The organism is Prescottella equi (assembly GCF_002094305.1).
Classification (GTDB): domain Bacteria; phylum Actinomycetota; class Actinomycetes; order Mycobacteriales; family Mycobacteriaceae; genus Prescottella; species Prescottella equi.
In genome coordinates, this window is the sequence record NZ_LWTX01000002.1 from 199954 (window position 1) to 217235 (window position 17282).

General features: G+C 70.1%; 16 protein-coding genes and 2 pseudogenes. 6 read left to right on the forward strand and 12 right to left on the reverse strand.

Annotation, left to right across the window (positions count from 1 at the left end; all coding sequences use genetic code 11):
• Nucleotides 1-64 precede the first annotated feature (64 nt).
• On the forward strand, nucleotides 65-1360 hold the full coding sequence (locus tag A6I89_RS06510; protein ID WP_022594602.1) for an aminodeoxychorismate synthase component I: 1296 nt from the start codon (nucleotides 65-67) through the stop codon (nucleotides 1358-1360).
• Here A6I89_RS06510 and A6I89_RS24795 read toward each other — a convergent pair.
• From A6I89_RS24795 to A6I89_RS25020, 3 genes and pseudogenes are all read right to left on the reverse strand, one after another.
• Complete coding sequence (locus tag A6I89_RS24795) at nucleotides 1281-3113, reverse strand: WD40 repeat domain-containing protein (RefSeq protein ID WP_232244919.1); 1833 nt, start codon at nucleotides 3111-3113, stop codon at nucleotides 1281-1283. The genes A6I89_RS06510 and A6I89_RS24795 overlap by 80 nt on opposite strands.
• A gap of 108 nt (nucleotides 3114-3221) precedes the next feature.
• Nucleotides 3222-3524: pseudogene (locus A6I89_RS25080) on the reverse strand (hypothetical protein); the annotation flags it as partial.
• Nucleotides 3525-3774: 250 nt separating this feature from the next.
• A pseudogene (locus tag A6I89_RS25020) lies at nucleotides 3775-5349 on the reverse strand (ATP-binding protein); the annotation flags it as partial.
• 300 nt (nucleotides 5350-5649) lie between these two features.
• On the opposite strand from A6I89_RS25020, the gene A6I89_RS24575 reads away from it, so the two are divergent.
• Nucleotides 5650-5814 (forward strand): hypothetical protein, encoded by a 165-nt coding sequence (locus A6I89_RS24575; RefSeq protein WP_157349027.1) that lies wholly within the window; start codon nucleotides 5650-5652, stop codon nucleotides 5812-5814.
• A 49-nt stretch (nucleotides 5815-5863) separates the two neighbouring features.
• On the opposite strand, the gene rsmI is transcribed toward A6I89_RS24575, so the two are convergent.
• On the reverse strand, nucleotides 5864-6694 hold the full coding sequence (rsmI, locus tag A6I89_RS06520; RefSeq protein ID WP_022594589.1) for a 16S rRNA (cytidine(1402)-2'-O)-methyltransferase: 831 nt from the start codon (nucleotides 6692-6694) through the stop codon (nucleotides 5864-5866).
• Between the two features lie 92 nt (nucleotides 6695-6786).
• Between rsmI and A6I89_RS06525 the strand changes: the two genes are divergently transcribed.
• Nucleotides 6787-8277, forward strand: a complete 1491-nt coding sequence (locus A6I89_RS06525) for a dolichyl-phosphate-mannose--protein mannosyltransferase (RefSeq protein WP_044990625.1) — start codon at nucleotides 6787-6789, stop codon at nucleotides 8275-8277.
• A gap of 76 nt (nucleotides 8278-8353) precedes the next feature.
• Nucleotides 8354-9397 carry a phosphatidylinositol-specific phospholipase C domain-containing protein gene (locus A6I89_RS06530; RefSeq protein ID WP_044990623.1) on the forward strand — a complete coding sequence of 348 codons (1044 nt, stop codon included), beginning with the start codon at nucleotides 8354-8356 and terminating at the stop codon, nucleotides 9395-9397.
• 12 nt (nucleotides 9398-9409) lie between these two features.
• Here the strand turns inward: A6I89_RS06530 and A6I89_RS06535 are convergent, their stop codons facing one another.
• From A6I89_RS06535 to A6I89_RS06550, 4 genes are all read right to left on the reverse strand, one after another.
• Nucleotides 9410-10966: a BCCT family transporter gene (locus A6I89_RS06535; protein WP_013415209.1), complete on the reverse strand. Its 1557-nt coding sequence runs from the start codon at nucleotides 10964-10966 to the stop codon at nucleotides 9410-9412.
• A gap of 84 nt (nucleotides 10967-11050) precedes the next feature.
• The gene (locus tag A6I89_RS06540; RefSeq protein WP_022594584.1) at nucleotides 11051-11479 is read right to left on the reverse strand and encodes a DoxX family protein; all 429 of its coding nucleotides are present in this window, start codon (nucleotides 11477-11479) and stop codon (nucleotides 11051-11053) included.
• 53 nt (nucleotides 11480-11532) lie between these two features.
• On the reverse strand, nucleotides 11533-11892 hold the full coding sequence (locus tag A6I89_RS06545) for a GntR family transcriptional regulator (protein WP_005514780.1): 360 nt from the start codon (nucleotides 11890-11892) through the stop codon (nucleotides 11533-11535).
• A gap of 39 nt (nucleotides 11893-11931) precedes the next feature.
• A complete protein-coding gene (locus A6I89_RS06550; protein WP_005514781.1) occupies nucleotides 11932-12618 on the reverse strand; it encodes an SDR family oxidoreductase in 687 nt (228 codons plus the stop codon).
• Between the two features lie 81 nt (nucleotides 12619-12699).
• On the opposite strand from A6I89_RS06550, the gene arsC reads away from it, so the two are divergent.
• Complete coding sequence (gene arsC, locus A6I89_RS06555) at nucleotides 12700-13056, forward strand: arsenate reductase (glutaredoxin) (protein WP_022594582.1); 357 nt, start codon at nucleotides 12700-12702, stop codon at nucleotides 13054-13056.
• Between the two features lie 11 nt (nucleotides 13057-13067).
• Here the strand turns inward: arsC and A6I89_RS06560 are convergent, their stop codons facing one another.
• Entirely contained in the window at nucleotides 13068-14294 is a 1227-nt protein-coding gene (locus A6I89_RS06560; protein WP_005514783.1) for an arginine deiminase, read from the reverse strand.
• 91 nt (nucleotides 14295-14385) lie between these two features.
• Here A6I89_RS06560 and soxR point away from each other — a divergent pair, with 91 nt between their 5' ends.
• Nucleotides 14386-14847: a redox-sensitive transcriptional activator SoxR gene (gene soxR, locus A6I89_RS06565; protein ID WP_005514784.1), complete on the forward strand. Its 462-nt coding sequence runs from the start codon at nucleotides 14386-14388 to the stop codon at nucleotides 14845-14847.
• Between the two features lie 11 nt (nucleotides 14848-14858).
• Here the strand turns inward: soxR and A6I89_RS06570 are convergent, their stop codons facing one another.
• From A6I89_RS06570 to A6I89_RS06580, 3 genes are read right to left on the reverse strand one after another with little or no spacing between them, the layout of a single operon-like run.
• Entirely contained in the window at nucleotides 14859-15368 is a 510-nt protein-coding gene (locus A6I89_RS06570; protein ID WP_022594578.1) for a DUF2505 domain-containing protein, read from the reverse strand.
• A 22-nt stretch (nucleotides 15369-15390) separates the two neighbouring features.
• Entirely contained in the window at nucleotides 15391-16017 is a 627-nt protein-coding gene (locus tag A6I89_RS06575) for a response regulator (RefSeq protein WP_005514786.1), read from the reverse strand.
• A complete protein-coding gene (locus A6I89_RS06580) occupies nucleotides 16014-17222 on the reverse strand; it encodes a sensor histidine kinase (RefSeq protein ID WP_022594576.1) in 1209 nt (402 codons plus the stop codon). Before A6I89_RS06580 ends, A6I89_RS06575 begins: the two co-directional genes overlap by 4 nt.
• Nucleotides 17223-17282 lie beyond the last annotated feature (60 nt).

A 17282-nucleotide genomic window follows, 5' to 3' on the forward strand; every position in this document is an offset into this window, starting at 1 on the left:
CCACCGGCCGGGGTCGGCGCGGTCCGATGTCGGCGGAGAGCGAGCCACATGGAAGGCTGGACGGATGCGATCGGAGCGACTCGGAGATGGTGGCAGCGCCGCCGACGTGTTCCGCGCACTGGCTCGGCGGGCTCGCTCGCGGGAGCTGGCACCACCGGCCGGCCTGATCGGGAACTGGTTCGACGCCGCCGCCGTCATCGCACCCAGCGTTCGGGCCGCTCCGCACGACGCACGATCGGCGTTCACACTGCCGCCGCGCGGCACGGGACCGGTCCCCACCCCCGGCGACCCGATCGTCGGCGGCGGATGGATCGGCTACCGCGCCTACCCCGATCGATCCGGCATCCTGCCCGAGGCCGCGGGCGGATGGACCGATCATGTTCTGCGGCTGGACAACTCGGGTTTCTGGTGGTTCGAGAGCCTCCTCGACGAGCCGTGCCCCGAGGACCTCGTCGACGCGGTGCGCCGACCCGACGCCGTCCCCGGCCCCTGGCACATCGACTGGACCACCCCGGACCGTCACGCCCACCGCCGCGGAGTCGAGGACTGTCTCGACGCCATCGCCCGCGGCGACGTCTACCAGGCGTGCGTGTGCGCGCGCTTCCACGGCACCAGTTCGGGCCGCCCCGTCGACTTCTTCGCCGACGCAGTCGACCGAACCCGGCCCGGCCGAGCAGCTTTCGTGCAGGGCGATTGGGGCGCGGTAGCTTCCCTGTCCCCCGAACTGTTCCTGTCCCGCCGCGGCGGAACCGTCACCTCCAGCCCCATCAAGGGCACGCTTCCACTGAGCGAAGACCCTGCGCGGCTGCGTAATTCGGTGAAGGACGTCGCCGAGAACGTGATGATCGTCGACCTCGTCCGCAACGACCTGGGCCGCGTTGCCGACGCCGGGTCGGTCAGGGTGACCGACCTGTTGCGCGTGAAGCCCGCACCCGGCGTGTGGCACCTGGTCTCGACGGTGACCGCGGCCGTGTCGGACCGGGTGAGTGCCGCCGATCTGCTCGACGCCGCGTTCCCGCCCGCCTCGGTGACCGGGTGCCCCAAACACTCGGCCCGGACTCTGCTCCGCGCGTGGGAACCTGACCCCCGCGGCGTCTACTGTGGGGCCGTCGGAATGCACAGCCCGCTGGCAGGACTCGAACTCAACGTCGCGATCCGGACCGTGGAGTTCGACGCGGCCGGCCGGGTCGGGCTCGGCGTCGGCGGCGGAATCACCATCGACTCCGACCCCGACGCCGAATGGCAGGAGTGCCTGGACAAGGCGTCGAGCATCGTCACGCTCACCCAGTCCCGCACGCTCCCCGACCCGATTCCGGCATCTCGAAATGCGCCGGGCGATCCTGTGTCAGCTCCGAGGTAGACGAACAGATCCGTGCGGTGATCGGATCCTCGTCGAGGCGCCACGTCCGCAGCACACCGTCGCCGCCGCCCGCGATCACCGTGTCGGTCCGCGGCAGGAACGCGACCTGCCAACGTCCGGTGCCGATGGTGGTGAGCGGCCCGCCCACCTCCTCCGCCTCACCGGCGCCGTCGACGTTCCACAGCCGCACCGAACCGTCGTCGCTGCCGCTGACCACGTGGGTGCCGTCGCCGCCGAACGCGACGCTGTACACCGTGCCGGTGTGTCCACGCAGCGGCACCGGGCGGGGCGTGAAACCCCCGTCGTCGTCCCGATCCCACAGCACCAGCGTGTGATCGTCGCTGGCGGTCACGAGGGTGTCGCCGTCCGGACCGAACGAGACGGCATTGACGCCACCGTCGTGCCCGCCGGCACGGACCGGAAGCGATGCGGGCTTCTCCGGCGTGGACACGTCCCATGCGTAGATGTCGCCGTCGGCGCTCGACGCGACCAGGACGTCGCCGTCGGGCCCGAACGCGACGCTCCGCACCAGGTTCCCTGGACCGGTGAGACGCTCCCCCAGCCGCACCGGGTTGCGCGGATCCTGCACGTCCCACAGCGCGACGCTGAAGTCGTCGTCGCCGATCGCCAGTGTCCGGCCGTCCGGGCTGAACGCCATCTCCCACGTGAACCGCGTCGCCGTCGTGATCGGTGCCCCCAGCGCAGCCGGGTGCTCCGGATCGGCGACGTCCCACAACTGGACGTGGCCGCCCGACGTCTGGGTCGTCGCCAGCACCTTGCCGTCCGGCGACAGCTCGACCACGTTGCCGCCGCCGAGCGGTCGCGGCAACTCGATCGTGCCGGCGCGGTCCATCTCCCCGGCAGCCGACACCTTCCACAACCGCACCTGCGAGTCGTATCCGGCGGTCACCACCCGGGAGCCGTCGCTGTTGATCGACGGCAAGGTCATCGACGCGTCCGACACCGGCACCGTTCCCGCCGGCAGTGTCCACATCCGCACGATCGAATCCTGGCCACCCGTGACGATCGTCGTGCCGTCGGGCGAGAGCGCGAGCGCGGGGACACCGCCGCCGTTGCCGCTGAGCGCGGGCCGCAGTTCGTGCACCGCGCGGGTCCCCGGATCGACCGACCACAGCTTCGCGGTGCCGTCCCACGACGCACTCGCCAACGTCGACCCGTCGGCGGCGAACGCGACGGTCCAGATGCCGCCCGTATGGGCCTGCACCGGGGCGCCGACCTGACGGATGTCCGCGAGATTCGTGGCGTCGAAGACGCGGATCATGCCGTCGTCGCTACTCGCCGCGAGCGTCGTGCCGTCGGGGCTGAACGACACCGAGTGCGCGACGTCGTCGAAGCCCGTCAGATCCCGCCCCACCTGGACGGGGCGGGCGGGGTCGGCGACGTCCCACACCCGCACGGTGCGGTCGTCACTCGACGTCGCCATCACGGTGCCGCCGCGGAACGACACCGTGCGCACCGCACCGGAGTGTGCCCGCAGCGTGAATGCGGGGAACTCTCCCGAATCCGGCTTCGTGGTGTCGAACAGCGTGACCGTGCCGTCGTCGTGCGGCACCGCCAGCAACCGGCCGTCCGGGCTGAACCGGACGTTGTGCACCGCACCGGGCGCGTTCCGCTGCCCCGACATCAGTGCTCGCGGCGCGGACCGGTCACCGATGTCCCAGATCCACATCGTGCCGTCGCCGCCGCCGGCCGCGAGGAGATGCCCGTCGGGGCTGAACGAGACCGACGCCATGTACTGGTCCGGTCCGGTCAGCTCCTGCCCGATCTGTACCGGAACGGAACCGTCGGCGAGATCCCACAGCCGCACGGAACGGTCGTCGCTCGCGGTCGCGAGGGTCCGTCCGTCGGCGGAGAACGCGACGCCGTACACCGGACCGGTGTGGCCGGTCAGGCTGCGCGAGATGGGCGTGGTCTCGGTGGCGACCAGGCGGGAGAACGCGTCGTCGCTGCCGGGTCGCATCCGCCACGCGGCCAACGACAACTGCGCCGACGTGGTGGGGTCGCTCTCCCGCAGTGCGTCGGCGAGGGCGACCACCTGCTGGAACTGCGCGGCGCTCCGCTCGTCCTCGGCGCGCGACTTCGCGGCCAGCGCCATCGCGCCCATCGCGACCGCGACGACGGTCGACAGCGCCAGCGCGGTCATGACGGTGCGTTTGCGCCACGTCTGCCGCCGCACCTGCCCCACCGACGCCTCCAGGAAATCCGCGGCCGCGGGGGGTCAGCGACGCCGCCACCGCCTCGACAGCGCTCTCCCCCGTCGGAGTTCCGTGATCGGCTCGGGTCTGCGCGTGCTCGGTCAGCAGGTCGAGCCGACCGCGGTGGTAGAGCAGGCTGCTGTTGCGGTCCGAGTCCTCCCAGTGCACGGCGTCCGTCTCGATCTGTTGGCGCAGCGCGGAGTAGGAGCGGTCCTCCTGGATCCAGGTCCGGAGCCGCGGCCACGTGTAGATCACCGCGTCGTGGATCAGCTCGACCGCGTCGCCGTCGGCCACGAGCACCCGGGCGTTGACGAAGTGGTCCACCACGCGGCGTCCCGCTCCGGTGTCGTCGCCCTCGAGTGCCAGCAGCTGAGGGATCGTGCGACGGATCTTCACGTCGGTGCCGGTGCTGGTGACGTAGACCAGATGCACGAACATCGCCCGCGCGAGCACCCGGCCGCGTTCGTCGAGTTGCTCCCACGCACGCTCGGCGGCGGCCGCGATGGACCCCCGCACCCCGCCGGTGGCGCGGTAGTTCGCGATGGTGAGCTGTCCTCCGCGGCGCCGCTCCCACATCGTGTCGAGCAGGTGCGAGACCAGCGGCAGCACGGTGTCGCTGCTCTCGGAGGGGTTGGGCGACGCCGCGGTGAGTACGCCGAGATCGTTGAGGATGAGGTCGACCAGGCCCGGCTCGAGCTTGAGCCCGATCATGCGGGCCGGTTTCGTGATCACCTCGACGACGTCCTCCCGCAGGAGGGGCGAGACCGTCTTGCTGCGCTGTTCGAGCGCCCGCGCGAGCACCGGATGGGTGAGCGCCTGCGGATAGAAGTCCGATCGCATCGTCGCGACGACCGACGTCGTATCGGTCGCCCCGCCGCCGACGGGTGCCGTCGCGGCCAGGTCGAGCACCGTCAGGAAGGCCGCCCGCTCGTCGGCGTCGGAGCACTGCGAGAACAGTTCCTCGATCTGGTCGACCACGATCAGCAGGTGGTGGGCGCCGAGCCGTTCCGCCGCGCGGCCCAAGGCGTCGTGGAGCTGGTCGGCGCTCGGGACGTCCTCCGTCAGCTCGGGCACTGCGGACCGCAGCGACGTCAGGGGGTGCGCACCCGGCGCGAAGACCACCGCCGCGTAAGCGCTGCGATCGCCGTCCTGGTCGAGGGCCTTCAGCTGCGGAATCAACCCGGCCTGGACCAGCGACGACTTGCCTACGCCCGAGGCGCCGGTGACGATCACGATGCCCTTGCCCTGAGCCGCCTCGACCGCGGCGACGAGTCCGTCGACGCTCTGGGTGCGCCCGAAGAACAGCCGCTCGTCCTTCTCCCGGTACGGCGCCAGGCCGCGATAGGGCCGCACCCCGGCCGGCAACGTCGCCGGCGCCGGCTCCCCGGCTGCCGCGGCCGCCGCCTTCGTCGTGGGGACGGAGCTGGCCTTGCGCCACCACGCCTCCCACTGGCGCATCGAGAAGAGTCCATCGGTGGGTGGCGGACCCTCGTGGAGCGCGCGGGCCATCCGGATGAGGACCGCCAGCACCGGGCGGACCGACTCGAACGTGGCCGGCATCCGCTTGCCCGACCGCCAGTCGCTGATGCGCTGGACCGAGGCGGGCTTCTCCCCGCCGACCGAGCGACCGAGTGTCGCGGCCTCGGCGGCGACCTTCTTCAGCGGGGGACCGCCGGCGGTCGCGAACAGCAGCCGCAGCTGGTCGGCGAACATCAACCGCGCCTCCGCGCCGGACCGTTCCGCGTCCTGCGGGGCCTCGCTGTCCGCTGTCATCGCGCTGGTCGTTCCTTCCCTGTCGCCGGCCGGGCGTTCCCCCCGGTTCGGGCCCGTTTCCGCGCTCGGCAGCCCCCGCGGATTCCGCTGCGGAATAATTCCTCACCGCCCGCGAACAGGGATGATAGCTCGTCTTGCGAACCATCCAGTTCGTCCGTTCCGCCGAATGGGGCAAAGTCGACGTCGACGCACAAAGGCCCTGCGCCAGCGGTGCTGCAACCGGTGGGGGTTGGAGAAATCCACGAGGGGTATCCCCTGCCGGGTGCAGCGTCCAACGGAGGAGGAACTCGGATGATCGCGATGGCGACCAGACTGACGGCGAAGACACCGCCGGCTGTCGGGGCAGGTCTGGTCATCGCCGCGACCGTGGGCCTGATGTTGCTGTTGGGTGCGGCCCCCGCCGATGCGGTCGCTGCCCCGGTGGGGGGTGCTCCGGTTTCGACCGGAGCACCCGCCCCGGAGTAGTCGCTCGACGGGGGTCGGCGGGAACCGCGTTCCCAGCGCTCCGAACGCGTCAGTCCCTTCGCGATGCCAGTACGGTCTCGTACAGCTCGCGCTTCGACACGCCCTCGGTGGCCACCTGCGCGCACGCGTCCTTCAATCGCGCTCCGTCCGCCACGAGCCGTTCGACCTCGGCGACGAGATCCTCCGGATCCGCTGCGACCATCTGCGCACCCTCGAGAACGACGGTGATCTCACCGCGTGCGCCGTCCACGGCCCACTCGGCGAGCTCGGCCAGTGTCCCGCGGCGCACTTCCTCGTACGTCTTCGTCAATTCCCGGCACACCGCCGCCCTACGGGTGCCTCCGAGCACATCCACCGCGTCCGCAAGACACGCGGCCAGCCGGTGCGGCGCTTCGAAGAAGACACACGCCCGCGGCTCGGTCTTCAGAGTTTCGAACCACGTCCGGCGCTGACCCTGCTTGCGGGGCGGGAATCCGTCGAAGCAGAACCGCTCCACCGGCAGCCCGGACAGAGCGAGCGCCGTGGTGACCGCCGACGGGCCGGGCAGGCACGTCACCGGTAGGTCCTTCTCGACGCACGCCGCTACCAACCGGTAGCCGGGGTCGCTCACGGACGGCATCCCGGCGTCGGTCACGAGCAGTACGGTGCGGCCCTCCTCGACGTCCGCCACGAGCACCGGCAGCCGAGCCACCTCCACCTGGTCGTAGAAGCTGACGACACGTCCGGTGATCGTGACCCCCAGGGCCGCGGCCAGTGCCTTCGTGCGCCGGGTGTCCTCGGCGGCCACGACGTCGGCGGATCCGAGGGCTGTGCGCAGGCGTTCGGAGGCGTCACCGATGTCCCCCATGGGAGTTGCGGCGAGGACGAGGCGACCAGTCATGGGTGACAGCCTACGATCGACACGTGACCCAGCTGACGGACGAGCACCCCGCGCCCTCGTCCGGCGGACCCCGGACCGTCAGCCCCGCTCCGATGGCCCCGCCACCGGACTTCGGCCCCACCGACCGCCGACGCGGCTGGATCGCGACCCTCGTGGTCACCGCGCTCGCCGCCATCACGCGGTTCGTGATGCTGAACTACCCCACCGACGCGGGCACCCCGGTCTTCGACGAGAAGCACTACGTGCCGCAGGGATGGCAGGTCCTCACCGGTGGCGGGCTCGAGGACAATCCGGGATACGGGCTGGTGGTGCATCCGCCGGTCGGCAAGCAGCTGATCGCGATGGGCGAGGCCCTCTTCGGCTACAACGCGTGGGGCTGGCGGTTCGCGTCGGCACTCGCCGGGACGATCCTCGTGCTGTTGGTGATGCGGATCGTCCGGCGGATGACCCGGTCGACGCTGATCGGCACGATCGCCGGCGTCCTGCTGATCGTCGACGGCGTCACCTTCGTCTCGTCCCGGCTCGGAATGCTGGACATCTTCCTCGCCCTGTTCACCGTCGCGGCGCTCGGTTGCCTGGTCGTCGACCGGGACCAAGTCCGCGAGCGGATGGCCCGGGTCCGGGCGGAGGGACGTATCGGCGTCACCGAGTTCGGCCCCCGGCTGGGCGTGCGGTGGTGGCGATTCGGGGCCGGGCTCATGCTCGGTCTCGCGTGCGGCACCAAGTGGTCCGGCATGTACTTCATCGCGTTCTTCGGCCTGCTGTGCGTCGGGTACGACATCGCCGCGCGCCGCGCGTACGGGGTGCGGCGGCCGTGGGTCGGCACCGCGATCCGTGACATCGTCCCGTCGCTGTACGCGCTCGTCGTGGTGCCGCTGATCGTGTACCTCGGTACGTACGGCGCGTGGTTCGCGAGCGAGACCGGCGTCGACCGGCACGCCGCCGGAAATCAGATCGGCACGGGCGGGCCGTTCTCGTTCGTACCGGAGGCCCTGCGGTCGCTGTGGTACTACAGCGCCAAGGTGCTCGAGTTCCATTCGGGCCTGACCAACTCGGCCGGCAACCACCATCCGTGGGAGTCGAAGCCGTGGACGTGGCCGATGGGTCTGCGCCCGATGCTCTACTACTTCGCCGAGGGCGAGCACGTGTCCGGCTGCGGCGGGCCCAGTTGTGTCAAGGCGGTGATGCTGGTCGGCACACCCGCGATGTGGTGGCTGGCTCTTCCGGTCCTCGGGTGGGCGCTGTGGCGCACCTTCGTCAGCCGCGACTGGCGCTACGCGACGGTTCTGACCGGCTATGCGGCCGCACTGCTGCCGTGGTTCGTGACGCTGGACCGTCAGATGTACTACTTCTACGCGGTCGCCCTGGCCCCGTTCTTCGTGATGGCGATCGCGCTCGTCCTCGGTGAGCTCCTCGGCGCCGCCAAGGCGTCGGCCGAACGGCGCGGCACGGGCCTGCTCGCGGTGTGTCTCTACGTGGGGCTGGTGATCGCGAACTTCGTGTGGCTGTGGCCGATCCTGACGGCCGTGCCGATCACGCCGGAGATGTGGCAGCAGCAACTGTGGTTGCCGAGCTGGCGCTGATCCCCCACGACGGGTGACCGCTCCTCCTCCGCGAAACGTGCCCGCGGTCGCCCTCTCCGTGGGTAGTGTGCTCCGAATGTCCAGACCGTCCGTGATCGTGACGATCGTGCTCGCCGCCCTGACCGCGCTCGTACCGGCAACCGCGCGAGCGGATTCCGGTCCGGCCGCACCACGCTTGTCCGACGTGACGTCGGTCGGGGTGCACAACACGTTCGAGAAGCACCGCTACCCGTTCCTGGCGGATGCTCTCGACGCCGGCGCGGGGCTGATCGAGCTCGACGTGTGGACCAATGCGGCCGGTCCGGATTGGCGGGTGTCGCATTCGAACCCGGTCGCGAACGACAACAACTGCGCGGGCGCGACCTCGGCCGACCGGTTGCGGACGGGCCCGCGTGACCAATTCCTGAGCGGGTGCCTCGACGACCTGCGCGCGTGGCACGACGCCGACCCCGACCACCGGCCGGTCGTGGTGAAGGTGGAGATGAAGGACGGTTTCACGCCGCCGTTCGGTCGCGGCCCGCGCGAGTTCGACGCGCTGGTCCGCAGCCGGCTGGGCGACGCGGTGTTCGGTCCGGCCGATCTCCTCGCGCACGCCGGGCCGTCCGCCGCGACGCTCGACGACGCCGTCCGTTCCGTGGGGTGGCCCGATGTCGACGACCTGCGCGGCAGGTTTCTCGTGGAACTGATTCCCGGCACCGTGCAGGAGAACAATCCTCTCGACACCTGGTGGATCGACCGCGCATATGCGACGCACCTGTCGGATCTCTCCCGTGTCGGCGCCCTGGACCTGGCGACCGCCTTCCCCGCGGTGCACCGGGCGCAGGCCGGGGACCCGCGGTTCCGGTACGACGCAGTGCTGCGGCCGTGGTTCGTGGTGTTCGACGTGGACGCGGCGGACTTCGTCGGCCGCGACATCGACACCGGGTGGTACCGCGACAACGGCTATCTGGTCGTCCTCACCGACGCGCACAAGGTGCTCCCGGCACTCGACGCGGTCGCACCGTCGGAGGCCGACGCCCGCACTCGGGTGCTCGACCTCGCGGGCCGCTCGGCATCCGTCGTCTCCACGGACTGGACGCCGCTGCCGCGGATCCTGTCGATGGTCACCGACCGCGGCTGACGGGCCCCGGCGTCAACTCCAACGCCGCACTGCTCGCGGCGACAGTCGTCGCTCCTGGCGGCCGGCGAGGATCATCGGATCGCGGGACAGGTCCCGATACAGCGAGATGCACAGGCCGATCATGACGATCACGAACGGCGCGGCCGCGATGATCGTCATGGTCTGCAGACCGTTGAGCGCGTCGGCGCCACCGGTCCACAGGATCAGCGCCGCGACACCACCGGTGAGCAGGCCCCAGAAGACGACGACCCAGCGCGCCGGCGCGAGAGCCCCGCGCTGCGAGAGCGTGCCCATGACCATCGAGGCGGCGTCGGCGCCGGAGACGAAGAAGATGGCGACGAGCACCATCACCAGCACGGTGGAGATACCGAACAGCGGCAGGTGCTCGAGCATCCCGAACAGTTGACTCTCGGTGGTGTCCCGTCCGGCCAGGTCGATGCCCTCACGTTGCTCGTTGATCCCCGCGCCACCGAACACCGCGAACCACAGCAGGCTCACCAGGCTCGGGATGAGGATCACACCGACCACGAACTCGCGGATGGTGCGCCCGCGGCTGATCCGGGCGAGGAACATTCCGACGAACGGCGTCCACGAGATCCACCACGCCCAGTAGAAGATCGTCCACGACGACAGCCACTCGGCGGTCTCGGGATTGCTCGACGCCGCGGTCCGCGCGGACATCGACGCGAGGTCGGCTGCGTAGTTGCCGATCGTGCTGGGAATCAGGTTGAGGATCAGCACCGTCGGCCCGAGCACGAACACGAAGACCGCGAGCGCGAGAGCGAGCACCATGTTGATGTTCGACAGCCACTGGATGCCTTTCGCGACACCGGACACCGCCGATGCGACGAATGCGAGGGTGAGTACCGCGACGACGGCGACCAGCAGGAAGGTGCCGACCTCGCCCATCCAGCCGATCACCTCCAGTCCGGAGCCGATCTGCAGCGCGCCGAGACCGAGGGAGGCCGCCGTGCCGAACATGGTCGCGAAGATCGCGAGGACGTCGATGATCCGCCCGATCGGGCCTCCGCTGCGCCGCCCGAGGAGCGGGAAGAACGCCGCACTGATCAGTTGCGGGCGGCCGCGCCGGTACGTCCCGTAGGCGATCGAGAGGCCCATCACCGCGTAGATGGACCAGGGATGCAGGCTCCAGTGGAACATCGTGGTGGCCATCGCGGTACCCACTCCGCCGTCGGTGCCGGGCGGTGGCGTGACGAAGTGGGCGAGTGGTTCGGCCACGCCGAAGAACATCAGGCCGATGCCCATGCCGGCGCTGAACATCATCGCGATCCAGCTGACGGTCGTGAACTCGGGCTTCTCGCCGTCCTTCCCGAGCGGAACCCGGCCGTACTTGCTCGCGGCGATCCACAGTGTGAAGACCACGAACGACGACGCGGCTATGACGAACAACCAGCCCATGTTGGTGACCAGCCAGTCCAGCATGTTGCCGGTGACCGATTCGAGGTTGTCGGGCGCCGCCAGTCCCCACACGACGATCGCGGCGACGGCGGTCGCGGCCACGCCGAACACCACCCGGTCGGTCCCGGACAGTTCGCGTGCGCCTGCCATTCCTCAAACGGTGCTCACTCTCGCGGCCAAAAGCAAGCACCCGGAGCCCGCCGTGGCGAGTTCCGGGTGCGTGTAGACGACAGCTCAGGAGGCGGACAGCACCCGCGACCTTTTCCCGACGACGGCGTCGACGCTGAACCGGCCCGCACCGACACCCGCGATCAGCAGCGATGCGACCCCGAGCGCCAGGACCAGTTCGTAGCCGCCGTCACCGACGAAGATGCCGTGGCCGACGTGCACGATGAAGAACGCGCCGAGCATGTTCAGGAAGAGCAGGACGCCGGCTACCCGGGTGGCGAATCCGACGAGCAGGGCGATGCCGCCCACCAACTCGATCGTCGCGGCGACGATCGCGGAGACGTCGGCCAGCGGCACGTCCATGCCGGCGAAGGCGGCCTGGGTGCCGTCGATGCCCCACGTGGAGAACTTCTGCCACCCGTGCGCGATGAAGATCACGCCGAGGCCCAGCCGGGCGATGAGCAGACTGACGTCACGGAACACGGTGGAGTTCATGACCCCACCCTGACACAGATTAAGTTGAAGCGTCAACCTAAACGGCTACAGGCTCAGGCTCCCTCGAGGGCGCTCGCCACGAACGCCACGGCATCCGCGTCCGAGATTCCCAGCCGACGAACCACCCGGGCGTACTCGGTCGCGGCTTCCTGCGCCTTGGCCCGCGTGGGATCGCCGGACGCCGCCACGAAGGAGCCGAGCCGTCCACGCGTCTCGATGACCCCGAGTTGCTCGAGCTCCCGATAGGTCCGCGCGACGGTGTTCGGCGCGATGTGGAGTTGGGACGCCAGGCCCCGAACAGTCGGGATCTTGGTGCCGGCCACGAGCCGCTCGGACTTGACGAGTTCGAGTATCTGCGTGCGCAACTGCTCGAACGGCGGCGTCGACGACGCGTGGTCGATCTCGATGTCCACGACTCCCCTTCCTGCTCATCCGCCCCCTGTCGAGTGGATTCACGGTAACGCGGCGAGGGCGTCCTCAATGGAGAACGACCCCTCCGTGAGCATCAGCGTGCGCCGGACCGCACGCGGCGGACGGCCGTCCCCGTCCGACGCGAGCAACGCGGCGATGACGGCTGCGACATCGCCCCGTGGCACCGTGCCGCGTTCGAGCGGCGGCTCCGTCAGCGTGACCTCGCCCGTCGGATCGTCGTCGGTGAGTCCCCCGGGCCGCAGGATCGTCCAGTCCAGGCCGTCCCGCCGCCTCAGGTCGTCCTCGGCGGCGGTCTTCGCGACGAGGTAAGCCGCGAACACCTCGTCGGTGCCGTCGGGAATCGGCTCACCGGCGCCGAAGGAGCTGACCTGGATGAACCTCCGCACCCCGGCCCGCTCGGCGGCATCGGCCATGAGGACCGCGGCGCCGCGATCGACGCTGTCCTTCCGGTCCGCGCCGCTGCCCGGTCCGGCGCCGGCCGCGAACACGACCGCGTCGGCACCACGGACGACGTCCGCCACCTCGTCGACGGTCGCGGTTTCGAGGTCGATCACCACCGGCAGCGCACCGAGCGCCCGCACCGGGCCCACGTGGTCCGGGTTTCGGATCAGTGCCACCGCGCGGTCGCCCGACGCGGTCAACTCCTTGATCAGGTGCCTGGCGATCTTGCCGTGCCCGCCGGCGATGACGATGCGTCGATCGGTCATGTCCAACACTCCTCACGCTGAGTTCGTGACTAGCTGGTCTCCATGCTCCGTCATCCATTGTCCCCGTGCAGAATGGCAGGCATGGCAGGTACCGCAAAGAACGCAACGATCTATCACAATCCCCGCTGCAGCACGTCGCGGAACACGTTGAAACTCATCGAGGAAGCCGGCCTCGAGCCGACCGTCGTCAAGTACCTCGAGACGCCGCCTTCGCGGGACGGACTGCGCAAACTGCTCGACGACGCGGGCCTGCGCCCGAGCGAGGCGATCCGAAAGAAGGAGGCCGTCTACAAGGAACTCGGCCTCGCGAGCGCCTCCGAGGACGAACTGCTCGACGCGATGGTCGACAACCCGATCCTCATCGAACGCCCCATCGTCGTGACCGACCGCGGCACCGTGCTGGCGCGGCCGTACGAGAAGGTGCGCGACATCCTCTGACCGCCGTGGGCTCAGGGCAGCGGATCGCGTGCTATCGGACACGACATACAGCGCGGTCCGCCCCGCCCGGACCCCAACTCGGAGCCGGAGATTCGCAACACCTCGATGCCCGATGCCTCCATTCGCGCGTTGGTCTCGACGTTGCGCTCGTAGGCGACCACGACGCCGGGCGCGAGCGCGAGCGTGTTGTTGCCGTCGTCCCACTGCTCGCGCTCGGCGGTGACGTGATCGAGTCCGGTGTCGATCACCCGCAGCTTCCCGATCCCCATCGCGGCCGCGGCGGCCTCGAGGAAGGGCTCCGGGCCGCTGATCCGCGCGCTTCCGTCCAGGCTGCGGATCGTGAAGGCCGACAGGGTTTCCCGAACAGCCGGGTACATCACGACCGCATCGGTGTCGACCATCGTCAGGACGGTGTCGAGGTGCATGGACGCCCGCCGTTGCTCGATCGGCACCGCCAGCACGGTGTGCGCCAGTCCGTCCTCGAAGACGCTGCGCGCCAACGCTTCGGCACCGGCCGGCGTAGTCCGCTCCCCCACCCCGACCGCGATCACCCCGGGGGCGAGCAGCAGGACGTCGCCGCCTTCCACCGGGGCGGTGTGCGATTCGTAGGCCCGCCGCACCCCGCGGAAGCGCGGGTGATGCGCATAGATGAGGTCGGTGAGCGACGCCTCGCGCGCCCGCGCCGGCAGGGCGAGGGTCGTGATCGCGAAGCGGCCGCCCACCCAGAACGACGAATCCCGCGTGAACAGCAGGTTCGGCAGTGGGTCGATAACGAAGTCGCCGCCGTGGTGCATCAACCGGACCAGCGACGGGGTCGCGGCACCGGTGCCGATCGGCAACTCGTCGAACGTCATCCCGGCGGTGAGGACGTCGGCCAGGTCGGCCGCGGGAATCCCGCGCAGGTGCGCGGCGAGGTCCTGCGCGAGTGCGTGCCCCAGTTTGCGCGGGTCGACGGCCGCCGAAATGCCCTGCATCCGTGCCGCACCGCTCGTGGTGAGCGTCTCGGCCAGCAGGTCGGCGAGCAGCAGCACCTCCACTCCGCGCCCGCGAAGCACGTCGGCGAACGCGTCGTGCTCCTCCTGCGCGCGGTCCAGCCAGGGCAGGCCGTCGAAGAGCAGTTGGTCGTTGTTGCGCGGGGTCAGTCTGCGCAGTTCGTCGCCGGGACGGTGCAGCAGCACCGTGCGCAGCGCGCCCACCTCGGTGTCGACCCCCGGTTTCGCCGGCTCCTGCACGCTCATGGGTAAACGGTAGTCCCGCCCGCGCCGGACGGCATCCCACGCCCCAATCCTCGAGTATTGTCGAGGTTGGCGCACGGGAAGGGTGGACGGAGTGGAAATGCCGGATTGGAACACCAGGGAACTCACGCCCGGACAGCTGTCGGAGCGCAGCGGGGTGGCGGTCTCGGCGCTGCACTTCTACGAACGCGAGGGCCTCATCTCGAGCCGCCGGACCAGCGGCAACCAACGCCGCTACAAGCGCGACGTGCTGCGCAGGGTCGCGTTCGTCCGGCTGTCCCAGAAAGTCGGGATACCGCTCGCCGAGATCCGGGACGCACTGTCCACCCTCCCGGACGGCCGCACCCCCAACCGCAGCGACTGGGCGCGGCTGTCGAGCCGCTGGCACGCCGACCTCGACCGGCGCATCGAACAACTCACCCGGCTGCGCGACGACCTCACCAACTGCATCGGCTGCGGGTGCCTGTCCCTGGCGAGTTGCACTCTCGCCAACCCGCACGACGAACTCGGCACCGAGGGCCCCGGGGCTCGGGTCATCGATGTCGAGATCGACTGACCCGCCCGCACTCAGCCGGTGTCGGCGAGTCGGCGCAGCACCTCGTCACGGTCTCGGGTCACCATCTGCCCCACCATCTGGCGGGCGAGGGTCTCGATGCTGCCTCCGATCACGGGGACCTTCGCGGTGATCGTTCCGCGCACCGCGAGCAGCGCGCCGCCCGCGTGCGGGCCCAGGTCGTAGTCGCCGCGGATCACGACCGGTATGCCCGTCGACGTCCCCTCGACCCGACCCGACGCCCGGCCGTCGCCGACAGGACTCCACGAGTCGACACGCTGCATACGCATCTCACCGCGAACTGCCTTGCGCACCAACGCCGGAAAACTGGCCGAATCGACCGTCTCGGTCATCGTCACCGTCACCAGTGGCCGCCCGTCCCCGTCGAGGGAGTCGACCACCTGCACGGCTGCGCGCGAGTCGGGAGTCAGTCGCCCGCGCCAGTAGGCTTCGTCGGTCAGCACGGCGTACACACGCTCGACCGGATGCGCGAACTCGGCCGAGAACTCGAAACGCTTCGGCATGCGTCGGACGCTACCCGATCCGTCAGGTGATCAGGCCCCGTTCGCGGGCCGCGGCCACCGCAGCGGTGCGACTGTCGACACCGAGTTTCGTGAACGCATGTACCAGATGGGACTTGACGGTGGCCTCGCTCACGAACAACTGCTTCGCGATGGCCCGGTTCGACAGTCCCTGCGCCACCAGGTCCAGAACCTCGACCTCCCGGCCGCTGAGCTCCACTCTCGGCTGCTGCATACGCCGGTAGAGCCGTTGCGCCACATCCGGATCCAACACCGTGTCGCCTCGCGCCGCCGCGAACACCGACTCGATCAGCACCTCCGGCGCCGTGTCCTTGAGCAGGTACCCGGAGGCACCCGCCTCCACCGCGCGCAGGATGTCGGCGTCGGTGTCGTAGGTGGTGAGCACGACGACACGCGGTGGGTTCTCGGCCGCGGTGATCCGTGCCGTCGCCCCCGCGCCGTCCAGGCCGGCGCCGAGCCGTAGATCCATCAGCACGACGTCGGGTTCGGTGCTCCCGGCCAGCGCCACCGCCTCCTCGCCCGACGACGCCTCCGCCACCACGTCCACACCGTCGTGCGACGCGAGCAGGGCGCGCAGTCCCGCTCGCACGACGGGATGGTCGTCGACCAGAAGCACCCGCACGCCACTCACAGCGGCCTCCCCACCGGAAGTGTTGCGGCAACCGCGGTCCCGTCGTTCGGAGCACTCTCCACGACCAACGTTCCTCCCAACTCCGCGAGTCGCTCGCGCATGGCCCGCAGACCGAATCCACCGGCCTCGCGGGTATCGAAACCGATCCCGTCGTCGACGACGTCCAGGCGCACCTCGTCCGCCTCGTAGGTGAGTGTCACCCGCACCCGCTGCGCCCGCGAATGCAGGCGGACGTTCGCGAGCGAACTCTGCGCGACCCGCAGCAACGCGACGTCGTAGTCCATCGGCAGGGGGACGTCCTCGCCGTCGGTGTGCACTTCACCGATGATGCCGGTCTGGTCGCCTAGTTGGGCGACCAGGCGCCGCAACGCCGACTCGAGGGGCGCCGATTCCAGGTCGGCGGGCGCGAGCGCCGCCACCACCCGGCGAGCCTCCACCAGATTCTCCTGCGCGGTATCGGCGATCTGGTCGAAGATCGGCGCGGCGTCGTTGCCGCGCCGGCCCGCGCGGGCCAGCAGCAGGATCGACGAGAAGCCCTGCGCGAGGGTGTCGTGGATGTCCCGGGCGAGCCGTGAACGTTCCTCCAGGGCACCGGATTCGCGTTGCAGGGCGCCCAGTTCGTCCTGTGCGCCCAGGAGTTCGCGATGCGCCTCGGTGAGTTCGTCGACCAGCAGCTGTCGTTCGGCGGCCTCCCGCACCAGCAACTGGTACACCGTCGCCATGCCCGCGGCGACGGCCGCACCGATGAGCGGCCCCACGATCGACGGCACCGTCTCGGTGACGCCGTGCCACAGGCTCGCCGTGATCGACACCGCCGTGAGCGCCACGGTCGCTCCGAACGCCTGCGGAATCGTCAGCAGGTGGAAGCACAGGAAGAACAGCGCGAACACGAGCCAGACGAAGTTGGGGTCCGAGACCACGAGCGCCAGCCAGCCGAGGACGAGGATACCCAGCCACGACCGCCCGGACGCCTTGTCGACGGCGCCGCCGTTTCGCGCGCCACGGGCGAAGAGCACTCCGCAGCCGTACCAGAGCAGTTCCGCGACCGCGATCGCGACGATCCACCAACCGTCGGCGCCCTTCGTGACGAGAACCCGTCCGACACCGATCGCGAGCAGGAGCAGGAAGAGGAAGTGCGCGCCGATCTGCATGGCGCGCAGCACGGGGGCGACACCGCCGGGGTGGTACGCGTCGGAGGTCTGCATTTCACTCACGCTAACACCGCCGATCCCACGCTCACCGCCGCCAAGCACGGACTCCTACTT

What these genes read in the sequence shown, in the direction of transcription:
- A6I89_RS06560 (WP_005514783.1), bottom strand. Translation starts at nt 14,294, where the DNA reads ATGAGCGTGCAGGAGCCGGCGAAACCGGGGGTCGACACCGAGGTGGGC.
- A6I89_RS06550 (WP_005514781.1), bottom strand. Translation starts at nt 12,618, where the DNA reads ATGACCGATCGACGCATCGTCATCGCCGGCGGGCACGGCAAGATCGCC.
- rsmI (WP_022594589.1), bottom strand. Translation starts at nt 6,694, where the DNA reads ATGACTGGTCGCCTCGTCCTCGCCGCAACTCCCATGGGGGACATCGGT.
- A6I89_RS24795 (WP_232244919.1), bottom strand. Translation starts at nt 3,113, where the DNA reads ATGGCGTCGGTCTCGTTCAGCCCCGACGGGCATCTCCTCGCGGCCGGC.
- A6I89_RS24575 (WP_157349027.1), top strand. Translation starts at nt 5,650, where the DNA reads ATGGCGACCAGACTGACGGCGAAGACACCGCCGGCTGTCGGGGCAGGT.
- A6I89_RS06530 (WP_044990623.1), top strand. Translation starts at nt 8,354, where the DNA reads ATGTCCAGACCGTCCGTGATCGTGACGATCGTGCTCGCCGCCCTGACC.
- A6I89_RS06540 (WP_022594584.1), bottom strand. Translation starts at nt 11,479, where the DNA reads ATGAACTCCACCGTGTTCCGTGACGTCAGTCTGCTCATCGCCCGGCTG.
- A6I89_RS06535 (WP_013415209.1), bottom strand. Translation starts at nt 10,966, where the DNA reads ATGGCAGGCGCACGCGAACTGTCCGGGACCGACCGGGTGGTGTTCGGC.
- A6I89_RS06570 (WP_022594578.1), bottom strand. Translation starts at nt 15,368, where the DNA reads ATGCCGAAGCGTTTCGAGTTCTCGGCCGAGTTCGCGCATCCGGTCGAG.
- A6I89_RS06510 (WP_022594602.1), top strand. Translation starts at nt 65, where the DNA reads ATGCGATCGGAGCGACTCGGAGATGGTGGCAGCGCCGCCGACGTGTTC.
- A6I89_RS06580 (WP_022594576.1), bottom strand. Translation starts at nt 17,222, where the DNA reads ATGCAGACCTCCGACGCGTACCACCCCGGCGGTGTCGCCCCCGTGCTG.
- arsC (WP_022594582.1), top strand. Translation starts at nt 12,700, where the DNA reads ATGGCAGGTACCGCAAAGAACGCAACGATCTATCACAATCCCCGCTGC.
- A6I89_RS06525 (WP_044990625.1), top strand. Translation starts at nt 6,787, where the DNA reads ATGGCCCCGCCACCGGACTTCGGCCCCACCGACCGCCGACGCGGCTGG.